The sequence below is a fragment of the Prauserella isguenensis genome (genome assembly GCF_014191605.1).
GTDB lineage: Bacteria > Actinomycetota > Actinomycetes > Mycobacteriales > Pseudonocardiaceae > Prauserella > Prauserella isguenensis.
Map to the genome: position 1 here is coordinate 52,468 of NZ_JACHWU010000004.1, position 14,031 is coordinate 66,498.

At 71.5% G+C, this 14,031-nt stretch carries 8 protein-coding genes; 4 read left to right on the forward strand and 4 right to left on the reverse strand.

Annotated elements, in window-relative coordinates; translation table 11 throughout:
• Positions 1 to 28: 28 nt before the first annotated feature.
• The 3 genes from FHS23_RS16555 to FHS23_RS16565 all read left to right on the forward strand — a co-directional run bounded on the left by FHS23_RS16555 (position 29) and on the right by FHS23_RS16565 (position 7,491).
• The gene (locus tag FHS23_RS16555; protein WP_183656371.1) at positions 29 to 1,705 is read left to right on the forward strand and encodes a DAK2 domain-containing protein; all 1,677 of its coding nucleotides are present in this window, start codon (positions 29 to 31) and stop codon (positions 1,703 to 1,705) included.
• Positions 1,706 to 1,846: 141 nt separating this feature from the next.
• Complete coding sequence (gene recG / locus FHS23_RS16560) at positions 1,847 to 4,003, forward strand: ATP-dependent DNA helicase RecG (protein WP_183656374.1); 2,157 nt, start codon at positions 1,847 to 1,849, stop codon at positions 4,001 to 4,003.
• A 113-nt stretch (positions 4,004 to 4,116) separates the two neighbouring features.
• Positions 4,117 to 7,491 carry a pyruvate carboxylase gene (locus tag FHS23_RS16565; RefSeq protein WP_183656377.1) on the forward strand — a complete coding sequence of 1,125 codons (3,375 nt, stop codon included), beginning with the start codon at positions 4,117 to 4,119 and terminating at the stop codon, positions 7,489 to 7,491.
• Between the two features lie 15 nt (positions 7,492 to 7,506).
• On the opposite strand, the gene FHS23_RS16570 is transcribed toward FHS23_RS16565, so the two are convergent.
• Positions 7,507 to 8,337: an NAD(P)H-binding protein gene (locus FHS23_RS16570; RefSeq protein ID WP_183656380.1), complete on the reverse strand. Its 831-nt coding sequence runs from the start codon at positions 8,335 to 8,337 to the stop codon at positions 7,507 to 7,509.
• A gap of 119 nt (positions 8,338 to 8,456) precedes the next feature.
• Here FHS23_RS16570 and FHS23_RS16575 point away from each other — a divergent pair, with 119 nt between their 5' ends.
• On the forward strand, positions 8,457 to 9,413 hold the full coding sequence (locus FHS23_RS16575; RefSeq protein WP_183656383.1) for an AraC family transcriptional regulator: 957 nt from the start codon (positions 8,457 to 8,459) through the stop codon (positions 9,411 to 9,413).
• Positions 9,414 to 9,540: 127 nt separating this feature from the next.
• Here the strand turns inward: FHS23_RS16575 and FHS23_RS23785 are convergent, their stop codons facing one another.
• From FHS23_RS23785 to FHS23_RS16590, 3 genes are all read right to left on the reverse strand, one after another.
• A complete protein-coding gene (locus tag FHS23_RS23785; protein WP_183656386.1) occupies positions 9,541 to 10,614 on the reverse strand; it encodes a SagB family peptide dehydrogenase in 1,074 nt (357 codons plus the stop codon).
• A gap of 65 nt (positions 10,615 to 10,679) precedes the next feature.
• Positions 10,680 to 11,690 carry an LLM class flavin-dependent oxidoreductase gene (locus FHS23_RS16585; RefSeq protein WP_183656389.1) on the reverse strand — a complete coding sequence of 337 codons (1,011 nt, stop codon included), beginning with the start codon at positions 11,688 to 11,690 and terminating at the stop codon, positions 10,680 to 10,682.
• Between the two features lie 106 nt (positions 11,691 to 11,796).
• Entirely contained in the window at positions 11,797 to 13,929 is a 2,133-nt protein-coding gene (locus FHS23_RS16590) for an AAA family ATPase (RefSeq protein ID WP_183656392.1), read from the reverse strand.
• Positions 13,930 to 14,031 lie beyond the last annotated feature (102 nt).

Consider the following 14,031-nt stretch of genomic DNA (forward strand, 5'->3'; position numbering starts at 1 on the left):
CCACCTTTCCCCTGCAGGAGGATACGCGGTGCACTCCCTGGACGCGGCGGCCGTGCGCGCGTGGGCGGGAGCCTGCGTACGGAGCCTCGAGGAGCTGCGCGCCGACATCAACGGCATCAACGTGTACCCGGTCGCCGACGCGGACACCGGCTCGAACCTGCTCCACACGGTCACAGCCGCGTACACCGCTCTCACCGAGCGTCCCGAGGTCGCGTGCGCGGGTGAGGCGTTGCGGGTGCTGGCCGGCGGTGCGGTCGCGGCGGCGCGCGGCAACTCCGGGGTGATCCTGTCGCAGGTACTGCGGGGATTCGCCGAGTCGGCGGGGGACACCACGGCTCTCGACGGCCCGGCCCTCGCCGCGGCCCTGCAGCACGCGGACGCACGTGCGACGGGAGCCGTCGCCCGGCCCGTCGCGGGGACGATGCTGAGCGTGTTGCACGCCGTCGGCACGGCGGTCGCAGCGACCGCCGGTGGCGCCCGCACCACCCCCGACACCTCCACCCCCGACACCTCCACCCCCGACACCTCCACCCCAGTACCGACGGCCGACGACGGCGCCCCGGTGGCGCTCGACGTCGTGGCATGCACGGCCGCCCGGACCGCTGCCGAAGCGCTGGCGGAGACCCCGCGGCAGTTGGCCGCGCTGGCGGCGGCGGGCGTGGTCGACGCGGGCGGCAGGGGACTGGTGGCCGTGCTGGACGCACTCGCCGCCGTCGTCGCGGGGGAGGCGGCCGCCGCGACGCCCCGTCCCGTTGCCGCGACCTCGGCCCTGCCCGCGCCGCAGGCGTGGGAGGTGATGTATCTGCTGGCGGACCTGGACCCCGCTGCCGAGGACGCCGCGCTCGTGACTCTGCGCCGTGATCTGGCGGAACTCGGCGACAGTGTCACCGTCGCCGGGGACGGAGCGGGCAACCACGCCGTGCACGTCCACTGCGACGACATCGGCGCCGCGTTGGAGGCGGGGCTGCGTCACGGCAGGCCGCACCGGGTCCGGGTCGAGCCGCTCATGACGCCCGCGCCGCCGGAGAGCACCGCCGCCGATCGCGCCGTCGTGGCCGTGCTTCGTGGTGACGGGGTGGTCGAGCTGGTCGGTGGCGAGGGAGTACCGGTGCTGGCCGTGGCCCCGGGAGTGGAGCCGACGACGGAGGAGCTGCTCGGCCTCGTCGGGGAGGTCGCCGCCGAGCACGTGACGCTCGTGCCCGGCGACGTGGATCTGACGGCGGCGGCCGAACGCGCGGTGGGGCACCCTGTGCTGGCGGAGCGGGATGTGGTCGTCGTGCCGTGTGCGTCGCCCGCCCAGGCGCTGGCGGCGCTGGCGGTGCACGATCCCGAGCGACGGGCGAGCGCCGACGTCGTCGCGATGGCGGAGGCCGCGGCCGCCACTCGGCGGGGCGACATCGTCGTCGCGGGCGAGGACGCGCTCACGTGGGTGGGCCAGGTGCGTGCAGGCGACGTGCTGGGGCTCGTCGACGGCGAGGTCGTGCGGATCGGCGAGGCCGGCGCCGTCCTCGACGCGGCGATCGACGTGCTGGAGCGCATGCTGGCCGTCGGCGGGGAACTCGTCACCGTCCTCGCCGGAGTCGACGCACCGGGGGACGTCGAGGACGTACTGGCGGAGCGGTTGCGCGTCGGTCATCCGGAGGTCGAACTGGTGTGCTACTACGGTGGGCAGTCCGACGCGGTGCTGCTGATGGGTGTGGAGTGAACCGGGCCCCGGAAGCGGGAACACCGATGCGGGCGTGGACGTGGGGACGGGGCCCCGACGACGGGGCCGCGACGACGTGGGGGACCGGGCCGCGACGGACGGGTCCCGATGGGCAGGGCGACGAACGGGCGGGCGAGTGACATGACGACGACGGCCGGCAGGCTTTCCGATGTGCTGGGCGCCAAGACGGCGAAGGCGCTCGCCGCGTCGCTGAACCTGCACACGGTCGCCGACCTGCTGCGGCACTATCCGCGCAGGTACGCGCGGCGGGGCGAGCTCACCGACATCGTCGGCCTGGAGCTCGGCGAGTACGCCACGGTGCTGGCGCGCATCGAGTCCACGAAGCGGCGTCCGATGAAGAACCGGAGGGGGCAGATCCTCGAGGTCGTGCTCACCGACGGCACTCGCCGGATGTCGTGCGCCTTCTTCGGTCAGGAGTGGCGTGAGAAGGAGCTGCGACCCGGCAGGAGCGGGCTGTTCGCGGGCAAGGTGTCGGCTTTCCGCAGCAACCTCCAACTGTCCAATCCGGAATACGAACTGTTCGACGATGACGACGACAGCTCGTCCACGGTGGACAGTTTCGTCAAGCAGATCATCCCGGTGTACCCGGCGGCGGCCGGGATCACGTCGTGGGCCGTCTCGCGTGCGGTGCGCCAGGTGCTCGACACGCTCGATCCGGTCGACGACCCGTTGCCGGAGGTGCTGCGGGCCGAGCACGGGCTCGCCGATCTCGACACGGCCCTGCGCCGGATCCATCGTCCGGAGAGCCAGGAGGAGCTGGACACCGCGCGGGAACGGCTGAAGTGGGACGAGGCGCTGTCGATCCAGCTGATCTTCGCGCAGCGCAGGCAGTCCGAGGTGAGCGATCCGGCGCGCGCCTGCCCGCGGGTCGACGGCGGGATCGCGGCGGCCTTCGACGAGCGCCTGCCGTTCGACCTCACCGAGGGGCAACGGGAGGTCGGCGAAGCGATCGCCGGCGACCTGGCGACCGCTCATCCGATGAACCGGTTGCTGCAGGGCGAGGTCGGCAGCGGCAAGACGATCGTGGCGCTGCGAGCGATGCTGCAGGTGGTCGACGCGGGCAGGCAGGCCGCGATGCTGGCGCCGACCGAGGTCCTGGCCGCCCAGCATGCGCGGTCGCTGCGGGAACTGCTCGGCGATCTCGCCGTGGCGGGTGAACTCGGCGCGGCCGACCACGCGACGAAGGTCACGCTGCTCACCGGGTCGATGAGCGCGAAGGAACGCAAGCAGGCGCTGCTCGAGGCGGCGTCCGGCGAGGCGGGCATCGTGGTGGGCACGCACGCGCTGATCCAGGACCACGTGACGTTCGCGGACCTGGCGCTGGCCGTCGTCGACGAACAGCACCGGTTCGGCGTCGAACAGCGCGACGCGCTGCGCACCCGCGGCGCCGACGGCACCAGCCCACACGTGCTCGTCATGACGGCGACGCCGATCCCGCGGACCGTGGCGATGACCGTCTACGGCGACCTGGAGACCTCGGCGCTGCGTCAGTTGCCGTCGGGCCGGTCGCCGATCGGCACGACGGTCGTGCCGGTCGCCGAGAAGCCGTCGTGGCTGGACCGGGCGTGGCAGCGGATCATCGAGGAGGTCGGCAAAGGCCGCCAGGCGTACGTCGTGTGCCCGCGGATCGGGGACGAACCGCCGGGCGACACGGGCGATCGCCGTCCGCCGATCGCCGTGCTCGACCTCGTGCCGATGCTCGAGGAGGGCCCGCTGCACGGCCTGCGGATCGGCGTGCTGCACGGCAGGCAGCCGACGGAGGAGAAGGACGCGGTGATGCGCGCGTTCGCCGCCGGGGAGGTCGACGTGCTCGTCGCGACGACGGTCGTCGAGGTCGGCGTCAACGTGCCCAACGCGACCGTCATGGTGATCATGGACGCCGAGCGGTTCGGCGTGAGCCAGCTGCACCAGCTGCGCGGCCGCGTCGGCCGTGGCTCGGAGCCGGGACTGTGCCTGCTCGTGACGGAGGTGCCGGACGGCACGAGCACGCGGCAGCGACTCGCCGCGGTGGAGTCGACGACCGACGGGTTCGAGCTGTCGAAGCTGGACCTGGAGCTGCGCCGGGAGGGCGACATCCTCGGTGCGGCGCAGTCGGGCACGAAGTCGGCGCTCAAGCTGTTGTCGCTGCTCGACGACGAGGACGTGATCGCGCGGGCACGCACGGTGGCGCAACAGGTCGTGGGTGCGGACTCGGAGCTGACGGGCAGTCCCGGGCTCGCCCGCATGGTCGCCGAGGTCATCGATTCCGAACGGGCCGAATACCTGGAGAAGTCCTAGTCTCACCCGCCGTGGCGCCCCGCGGGTCCCGCTTCGTGGGAAGGAGCTCCCACGAGGCGGGAGATACGGGGTAACGTGCCCCGCGACCGATCCGAGGGACGGAAGGACCGGGAATGTTCCGCAAAGTGCTCGTCGCCAATCGTGGCGAGATCGCCATCCGCGCGTTCCGCGCCGCCTACGAACAGGGTGCGGGAACGGTGGCCGTGTTTCCCCGTGAGGACCGCAATTCGCTGCACCGGCTGAAGGCCGACGAGGCCTACGAGATCGGCGAACCGGGACATCCGGTACGGGCGTACCTGTCGGTGGAGGAGGTCGTCCGCGCCGCACAGCGCGCCGGTGCCGACGCCGTCTATCCGGGTTACGGCTTCCTGTCCGAGAACCCCGACCTCGCGCGTGCGTGCGAGGAAGCGGGCATCACGTTCGTCGGCCCGGACGCCGAGACGCTCGAGCTCACGGGCAACAAGGCGCGCGCCGTCGCGGCCGCGCGCGAGGCGGGCGTGCCGGTGCTCGGTTCCTCGGCCCCGTCGGCCGACGTCGACGAGCTGGTCGCGGCCGCCGAGCAGCTGACGTTCCCGGTGTTCGTCAAGGCCGTTGCGGGTGGTGGCGGCCGCGGCATGCGGCGCGTCGAGGACCCGGCGCAGTTGCGGGAGGCCATCGAGGCCGCGTCCCGCGAGGCGGAGTCGGCCTTCGGCGACGCGACCGTGTTCCTCGAGCAGGCGGTCGTCGAGCCGCGGCACATCGAGGTGCAGGTGCTGGCGGACGGCCAGGGCAACGTGATCCACCTCTACGAGCGCGACTGTTCGGTGCAGCGCAGGCACCAGAAGGTGGTCGAACTCGCGCCGGCCCCGAACCTCGACCCCGGATTGCGGGAGAGGATCTGCGCCGACGCCGTGAAGCTCGCCCGGCAGATGGGCTACCGCAACGCGGGCACGGTCGAGTTCCTGGTCGACCGCAGCGGCAATCACGTCTTCATCGAGATGAACCCGCGCATCCAGGTGGAACACACGGTGACCGAGGAGGTCACCGACGTCGACCTGGTGCAGTCGCAGCTGCGCATCGCCTCGGGGTCGAGCCTGGCCGATCTCGGGTTGTCGCAGGAGGCGATCTACCTGCGGGGCGCGGCGATGCAGTGCCGGATCACGACGGAGGATCCGGCCAACGGTTTCCGGCCGGACACCGGCATGATCAGCGCTTACCGTTCGCCCGGCGGATCGGGTATCCGGCTGGACGGCGGCACCGCGTTCTCCGGCACCGAGATCAGTGCGCACTTCGACTCGATGCTGGTCAAGCTGACGTGCCGAGGCAGGACGTTCGACACCGCGGTGGGCAGGGCGCGGCGTGCCCTGGCCGAGTTCCGCATCCGCGGTGTCGCGACGAACATCCCGTTCCTGCAGGCCGTGCTGGACGATCCGGACTTCCAGGCGGGTCGGGTCACCACGGCGTTCATCGAGGAGCGGCCTCACCTGCTCACCGCGCGCCACTCGGCGGACCGCGGCACCCGGCTGCTGACGTACCTCGCCGACGTCACCGTCAACAAGCCGCACGGAGAGCGCCCGCGACTGGTCGCCCCGGAGGAGAAGATCCCGGCGCTACCGCAGGGCGGACCGCCTGCGGGGTCGAAGCAGAAGCTCACCGAGCTGGGCCCCGAGGGCTTCGCACAGTGGATGCGCTCCTCCGGCACGGTCGGTGTCACCGACACGACGTTCCGCGACGCCCATCAGTCACTGCTGGCCACGCGGGTGCGCACGAAGGACCTGACGGCGATCGCGCCCACCGTGGCGCACACGCTGCCGCAACTGTTGTCGGTGGAGTGCTGGGGCGGTGCGACCTACGACGTCGCGTTGCGGTTCCTCGCCGAGGACCCGTGGGAGCGTCTCGCGCTGCTGCGGGAGGCGATGCCGAACGTGTGTCTGCAGATGCTGCTGCGCGGACGCAACACCGTCGGCTACACGCCGTACCCCACCGAGGTCACCGACGCGTTCGTCCAGGAGGCGACGGACACCGGCATCGACATCTTCCGCATCTTCGACGCGCTCAACGACGTCTCGCAGATGCGGCCCGCGATCGACGCCGTGCGCGCGACCGGCACGTCGGTCGCCGAGGTGGCGCTGTGCTACACCTCCGACCTGTCCGATCCGGGCGAGAAGCTCTACACGCTGGACTACTACCTGCGGCTGGCCGAGCAGATCGTCGAGGCGGGTGCGCACGTGCTGGCGATCAAGGACATGGCGGGCCTGCTGCGCGCACCGGCCGCCGAGCAGCTGGTGACCGCGCTGCGCCGGGAGTTCGACCTGCCGGTGCACATCCACACGCACGACACCGCGGGTGGCCAGCTCGCCACGTATCTGGCGGCGATCCGCGCCGGCGCCGACGCGGTCGACGGGGCGGTCGCCTCGATGGCGGGCACGACGTCGCAGCCGTCGCTGTCGGCCATCGTCGCCGCGACCGACCACTCGGACCGGCCGACCGGACTGGACCTGCGCGCCGTCGGTGACCTCGAGCCGTACTGGGAGACCGTGCGGAAGATCTACGCCCCGTTCGAGGCGGGGCTGGCCTCGCCGACCGGCCGTGTGTACGACCACGAGATCCCCGGCGGTCAGCTGTCGAACCTACGGACGCAGGCGAAGGCGCTCGGCCTGGGCGACCGGTTCGAGGACATCGAGGCCATGTACGCCGCCGCCGACCGGATGCTCGGGCACATCGTCAAGGTCACGCCGTCGTCCAAGGTGGTCGGTGATCTGGCGCTGCACCTCGTGGGCGCGGGCGTGGACCCGGCCGAATTCGAGGCCGAGCCCGGCAAGTTCGACGTCCCCGACTCCGTCGTCGGATTCCTGCGCGGCGAGCTCGGCGACCCGCCCGGCGGCTGGCCGGAGCCGTTCCGCACCAAGGCCCTCGAGGGTCGCGCGGAGGTCAAGCCGGAGTCGGACCTGTCCGAAGAGGACCGCGCGGCGCTCGGCACCGACCGGCGGGCCACGCTGAACCGACTGCTGTTCCCTGGGCCCACGAAGGAGTTCGAGGCCCACCGCGAGGCGCACGGCGACACGAGCGTGCTGCCGAGCAAGGACTTCTTCTACGGCCTGCGGCCAGGGGAGGAGTACACGGTGGACCTCGAACCCGGCGTGCGACTGTTCATCGCGCTCGAGGCGATCGGCGAGGCCGACGACCGCGGCATGCGCACCGTGATGTCCACACTGAACGGTCAGATGCGGCCCATCCCGGTGCGCGACCGGTCCGTCGCCACCGACGTGCCCGCCGCGGAGAAGGCCGACAAGAACGATCCGCATCACGTCGCCGCGCCGTTCGCCGGTGTGGTCACGCTGCAGGTGGGCGACGGCGACACGATCGAGGCGGGCGACACCGTGGCGACCATCGAGGCGATGAAGATGGAGGCCGCCATCACCGCGCACACGGGCGGCACGGTGCGGCGGCTCGCCATCAACCCGGTGCAGCAGGTCGAAGGCGGCGACCTACTGATCGTCCTCGAGTGACCGCTCACCGGTGCGTCACGCGAGCGCGGCGAGGGTGTCGTCGAGCTCGGTGACGCACCGGTGGCGCCGGTCGCCCGCGGGCTGCAACAGTCCGCGGGCCTCGGCGTCGTACATCGCCGCCAGCTCGGTGGCGAGTGCGGGCGCCAGGCCCGCGTCGACGAGCGTCGGCTCCCACGCCTCCCGGGGCAGCAGGGCGACGTCGAGCGGCGTGCCGAGTACGGTTTCGAGTCGCTCGGCCACCTGTCGTTCCGTGTAGCGCGGCGCGTCGAGGTGCACGATCTCGCTCGCGGCGGGCGGGCGGGCCAGTGCCGTGGCGGCGAGCTCCCCGATGTCACGGGTCGCCGCCATGGTGGTGGCGACGTCCGCGGAGTCGCCGAAGACCGGGTGGATGCCCGCTTCGGCCGCCGCGCCGAGGGTCGCCTCGACCTTCTCCTGAAAATGCGGTGACCGGATCGCGGTGACGACGGCACCCGTCTCTCCGAGGACCCGCTCGAGATGATGGAGCCAGCGGATCGGCCCGGTACCGGTCGCGTGCTGGGCTCCCCAGGACGACAACGCGACGACGTGCGGGATCGCGCTGTCGTGCACCGCCTCGGCGATCGTGTCGGCCATGCGGCGGTGGTCGGCGTCGGAACCGTTCGGGAGCGTCGGAAGGAGAACGAACGCGCCGTCGCAGCCCCGAAAGGCGGCCGTCAGGGCGGCGGGGTCGGTGAGGTCGGCGACGGCGTCGCCCGCGCCCGCCCGGGCAGGGTCGCGGACGATCCGCCGGAGGGGCAGGTCGCGTGCGTGCAGAGTGCGGGCGGCGGCGCCGCCGACGTGTCCGGTGGCTCCGGTGATGGCGTACATGGTCGTCTCCGATCGATTGCCGGGCTCGCGTGCTGACGGTGTCCACGGTCGTCGCTTCCAGTGAGACGTTCCATGCTTGAACCGCTCGCCTTCATGTCGAATCGTCTAGGCTGGCCGGTATGGATGCCCTGGCCGATCTGCTGGCGGGAGTCAGGGCACGGTCGGCCGCCTTCTGCCGCACCGTGCTCGAACCGCCGTGGGCACTGCGGATCGCCGACGGTGCGCGGCTCGCACTCGTGACGACGGTGCGCGGCCACGCCTGGCTCGTGCCCGACGACGACCGCGACGGCGGCGAGCCCGGCGTCTCGCAGCCCGTGCGGATCGACGAGGGTCAGGTCGCCGTCGTCAAAGGGCCCGCGCCGTACGTCGTGGCCGACGAGGTGTCCACCCCGGCCTCCGTCGTCGTCGGTCCCCGCAACCGGCTGACCACAATGGATGGAACAGACATCACCGAGGAGTTCCTCCGCACCTCGGCCGGCCGGGAGTCGCCGGACTCGTCCGTGATCGTCAGCGGCACCTACAGCGTCACCGGCGACGTCGGTGCCCGCCTGCTGGCCGCACTGCCGGAGGTGGCGCTGGTGCGGGCCGCCGACATCACGTCGCCGGTGCTCGACCTACTGGTCGCCGAGCTCGCCGCGGCCCGGCCGGGGCAGCACGCCGTCCTCGACCGGCTGCTGGACCTCGCCCTCATCGAGACCGTGCGGACGTGGATGGGCGGGCAACGCGGCGAGGCTCCCGGCTGGTTCCGTGCGCAGGGCGATCCGGTGGTGGGTGAGGCGCTCCGGCTGATGCACGACGATTCGGGCGCACCGTGGACGGTCGCCTCGCTGGCCGCCCGCACCGGCGTGTCCCGTGCGGCGTTCGCCCGCCGGTTCGCCGAGTTGGTGGGTAGTCCGCCCATGTCGTACCTCGCGGATTGGCGCATCACGGTGGCGGCCGACCTGTTGCGCGGCACCGACGACACGGCCGACGCGATCGCCCGCACGGTGGGGTACGCCAACGCCTTCGCCTTCAGCGCCGCGTTCAAACGGCATCGCGGGATCTCACCGCGTGAACATCGCGCCGGAAGCCGGTGACGCCGGCATCCGGCAAGCCGGGCCGAACCCCGACGATCGCGGGCGGCGCCCACAGATCTCCCGGGGCACTGTGGTTGCCGTCAACGCAACCGGCGTGCTTCCGGTGGTTTCGGCGTGTCGGGAGGTGTCATTCCGGCGGGTGGCCGACCGGTATGAGCATCGTCGGGATCTCCGATTCGGGGACGCCGAGCAGCTGGGACAGGTTCGCGTCGTCGAAGTCGGAGACCGCGCAGCAGGCCAGTCCGAGCGCCGTCGCGATGAGATACACGTTCTGCACCGCGATACCCGAGTCGACGTGCATCGTCCGGTAGTGCCGCAACGGTTTCCGCTCGTACGCGACGTCCATCTGCGTGGTCAGCGCGATCGCGACCGGGGCCGCGGCGAACTCGGGCTGCCAGTACACCTGCTGGAGCGGCCGTACCGGGTCGGTCGTCGTGAGCAGGGTGAGCTCGTGCGCGATGGCCTCGTATCGGTACACGCCCGGTTCGAGGATGTCGGTGCCGCGGATCAGCACGTAAGCCCGCAGCAGGTCCAGACCATCGCCGCTCGGTGCCATGCCCATCGGATGATGTTCCGAACCGTACGCCGGTTCGAACCGCTGCACCCCGAGGGCGAACCGCAGTAGCCCACTCAGCGCGGCGAGGTCCAGGCCGCGGTGGGCGAACACGTCCCAGGAGCGGCGCTTGACCAGTGTCTTGACCAGGTCGATGCGCGGCGGTTCGACGTCGGGCAGCGGAATCCGGCGCAGCGCGGGCAGCGGGTCCGGCGACGGTGGTGTCTGGCCGTTGAGCAGCCGGTGCACGGCGAGCGCGCGCTGGACGGTGTCGCGCGCCGCCGGGCCGGTGCCGGTCTCGTCGGCCGGGTGCGGTTGCGGCGGGGCGGCGGGTTCCGGTTCCGGGGGTGTGGCGGCGCTGTCCGCAGGAGCGTACGGGACGTCGTCGGGGTCGGGGAGGGCGTGACGGCCGCTCGCGCTCGCGTTCGGTGCGGTGTGGTGACCGGGTGCGGGGACGTGCTGCGGGTGCGGCTGTTCGGGATGCGACTGGGGGTGTGGTTGCGCGGGGTGGACCGGGTACGCGTGCTCGGGATGGGCCTGCTGTGGGTACGGGTGCTGCGGTTCGACACCGGGAGGCCACTCGGCGTAACCGGCTGTGTGTTGGCGGTCGTACTCCGAACCCCAATCGTGGCTCAGCGGCTCACCCATTGGTTCCTCCCCGTTACGCCTGGTCACGTCGAGCGCACGCCAGAACGCATCGTAACCGGTTCGGCCTAGGAATCGGGTCGAGTGAGCGAAGCCACGAGTTCGTAGGAGCGCACTCGGTCCGCGTGGTCGTGGGCCATCGTGGTGATGATCACCTCGTCGGCGCCCGTGGCGGCGACCAGCTGTTCCAGCCGTTCCCGCACGGTCTCCGGCGATCCGACGACCGCGCTCGCCGTGTTCTTCTCGATGAACGCCCGATCCAGCTCGGTGTACGGGTACTCGGTGGCTTCCTCGGGACTGGGCAGCGGAATCGGACTTCCCTTCCGGAGGCTGAGGAAGTTGAGCTGCTGCGACCGGGCCAGGTACTGGGCCCGCTCGTCGGTGTCGGCGCACAGCACGGAGGCACCCAGCAGCACCCGTGGTTCCGAGAGCACGGCCGACGGCTGGAACGACTCGCGGTAGAGCTTCAGAGCCGGTTCGGTGTTGTCCGAGCTGAAGTGGTGGGCGAACGAGAACGGCAGCCCCAGCTGTCCGGCCAACTGGGCGCTGAACCCGCTCGAACCGAGGAGCCAGAACTCCGGCCGGTTGCCTTCCGCGACGACCGCGTTCACCGGGCGCTCCTCGTCGTGGTCGAAGTACCGGACCAGATCCGCGAGTTGTTGCGGGAAGTCGTTCGCCGTCGGACCGGCATGCCCGCGCAGGGCCTTGGCGGTGCGCGGATCCGTGCCCGGTGCCCGGCCGATGCCCAGGTCGATGCGGCCGGGGTGCAACGCCTCGAGTGTGCCGAACTGCTCGGCAACGATCAGCGACGCGTGGTTGGGCAGCATGACGCCGCCCGACCCGACGCGGATGTGTTCGGTGGCATCGGCGATGTGGCCCATCAGCACGGCCGTCGCGGAGCTGGCGATGCCGGGCATGTTGTGGTGCTCGGCCACCCAGTACCGCCGGTATCCGAGCCGTTCGGCGTGGCGCGCGAGGTCGAGCGAATTGCGCAGCGACGTGGCCGCGTCCGACCCGCTGACCACGGGCGAGAGGTCCAGTACCGACAGGGGGACGTCATGCAGAGCACTCACGTCCATGGTCAACACCACGGCATCCGCGGGGCATTCCGGCCGCGACCGAGGTGAGGCTCACCCCGTGGGCCGAGGGCGCCTCGCCGAGCGCGCTGTCGCGGCCCGCCGGGCGTCAGCGCCAGTCGTCGTCCGAGGCGATGATCGTCAGCTGCTGTGTCGCACGGGTCAGCGCCACGTACAGCACCCGCCTGCCGGTGAGCGACTCGGTGATCAGCTCGGTCGGTTCCACCAGCGCGACGGCGTCGTACTCCAGGCCCTTCGAATCGAGGCTGCCGACGACCTTGAGCCGGTCCTCCGACTGCCCGGCCAGCCACCGCTCCACCTCGGGAACCCGCTCCATCGCGCAGATGACGCCGACCGTGCCGTCGACCGAGTCCAGCAGCTCCTTCACCGACGAGTGCACCGCGCTCTCGCGGTCGTGGGCGTCGACCGTGCGGATCTCCGGTTCGAGACCGGTCGTGCGCACCGCGTTCGGCAGGTCACCGTCGTCGGCACCCCGCCCCGCGACCACGCGGGCGGCCAGGTCGAAGATCTCCGCCGAGTTCCGGTAGTTCGTGCGCAGCGTGTACCGGCGATGCTTCGTCTTCGCCCCGAACGCCTGCGTCCTGGCCTGTTCGGCCTCGACGGGATCGGGCCACGAGCTCTGCACCGGATCGCCCACGATCGTCCAGCTCGCATGCGCTCCGCGCCTGCCGAGCATCCGCCACTGCATCGGCGACAGGTCCTGCGACTCGTCGACGACGATGTGCGAGTACTCGTCGTAGTGCGCGGGCCGTGCGGTGCGGAGTCGTGCCGGATCGTCCGAATCGCGGGTCTGCTCCGCGTCCAGCTCGATCTCCTGTGCGCGCTGCTTCCTGCGTTTCGGCGGGCCGATCAGCACACGGATCTCGTCCAGCAACGCCACGTCCGCGACCGTCCAGTCGTCGCCCTCGCCGCGCAGTGACTCCGCCAGCGGCGCGATCTCGTCGGCCGTGAGCACGTTCTTCGCCGCGCGCGCCAGCCGGTCGTCGTCGCCGAGCCAGCGCAGTACCTGCGCCGGATACAGCACCGGCCACCACGCCACCAGGAACCGGTGGAAGTCGATGCGTTCGCCCAGGTCGTGGATCACGTCGGCGCGCTCGAGCTGCGGACCGCCCGAGGCCGCGTTCTCCTCGGCCTTGTCGGCCAGCATCCCCAGCAGCGTCTCCGCGGCCCGCACCCGCGACCGGTTCGGCGGGCCGCCCGCCGAGTGCACCTTCTTGCGCGCCTTGTCCAGCTCCTTGGCGCCGAGTTTGAGGACCTCGCCCTTGTAGACGATCCGCAGTTCCGTCGGCGCGTCCGGCGGCGTCGCCCGCACGGCCTTGAGCAGCACTTTCCGCATCCGCAGCGAGCCCTTGACGGCGGCCAGGGGAGCGGGGTCGTGCCGCGTGGCCTCCATGCCGTCCAGGACCTCGCCCAGCGCCCGCAGCTCGACGTTCGTCTCGCCCATCGACGGCAGCACGCGCGAGATGTACGACGTGAACACCCCGGACGGACCCACCACGAGCACGCCCGCGCCGCCCAGCTGCCTGCGGTAGCGGTACAGCAGGTACGCCGCGCGATGCAGCGCCACGGCCGTCTTGCCGGTGCCGGGACCGCCGGTGATCTCCGTGACGCCACGCCACGGCGCCCGGATCACCTCGTCCTGTTCCTTCTGGATGGTGGCGACGATGTCGCGCATCTTCTCGCCGCGCGCCCGGCCCAGCGCCGCCATGAGCGCGCCCTCGCCGACCACCGGCATGTCGTCGGGCACCGACTCGGGCATGAGCACGTCGTCGTCGACGTCGAGCACCTGTTGCCCGGAGCAGCGGATCACCCGGCGCCGCACCACGTCCATCGGCGCCTCGGCCGTGGCCTGGTAGAACGCGGCCGCCGCGGGTGCGCGCCAGTCGGTGACCAGGTTCTCGAAGTCCGCGTCGCGGATGCCGAGCCTGCCCACGTAGACGGGTTCGGTGCTGGTGTGGTCCAGCCTGCCGAACACCAGGCCCTCGTACTCGGCGTCCAGCGACTGCAGCGTCTGATTCGCGTGGTTCACCATCATGTCCCGCTCGAACAGCATCGACGCCTGTTCGAACACGGCCTCACGCTGCGCACCGTGACCGATCTCGTAGCCCTTCGTGCGCATGTCCTCGGCCTGGCTCCGGAGTTCGCCGAGCCGGCGGTACACCCGGTCCACGTGGGACTGTTCGATCGCGATCTCGGCCCGTCTGACCCGAGGTTCCGACACTGACGCGCTCCTGCCGCAAAGTCGCCGGGAAGGGGAAGAACGACAATACGCGAGTCGGGAGCCCGGCAGCACAAGGTCCGGCCAAGAGTCACACTCGCCACG

What these genes read in the sequence shown, in the direction of transcription:
- FHS23_RS16585 (WP_183656389.1), bottom strand. Translation starts at nt 11,690, where the DNA reads ATGGACGTGAGTGCTCTGCATGACGTCCCCCTGTCGGTACTGGACCTC.
- FHS23_RS16575 (WP_183656383.1), top strand. Translation starts at nt 8,457, where the DNA reads ATGGATGCCCTGGCCGATCTGCTGGCGGGAGTCAGGGCACGGTCGGCC.
- FHS23_RS23785 (WP_183656386.1), bottom strand. Translation starts at nt 10,614, where the DNA reads ATGGGTGAGCCGCTGAGCCACGATTGGGGTTCGGAGTACGACCGCCAA.
- recG (WP_183656374.1), top strand. Translation starts at nt 1,847, where the DNA reads ATGACGACGACGGCCGGCAGGCTTTCCGATGTGCTGGGCGCCAAGACG.
- FHS23_RS16570 (WP_183656380.1), bottom strand. Translation starts at nt 8,337, where the DNA reads ATGTACGCCATCACCGGAGCCACCGGACACGTCGGCGGCGCCGCCGCC.
- FHS23_RS16565 (WP_183656377.1), top strand. Translation starts at nt 4,117, where the DNA reads ATGTTCCGCAAAGTGCTCGTCGCCAATCGTGGCGAGATCGCCATCCGC.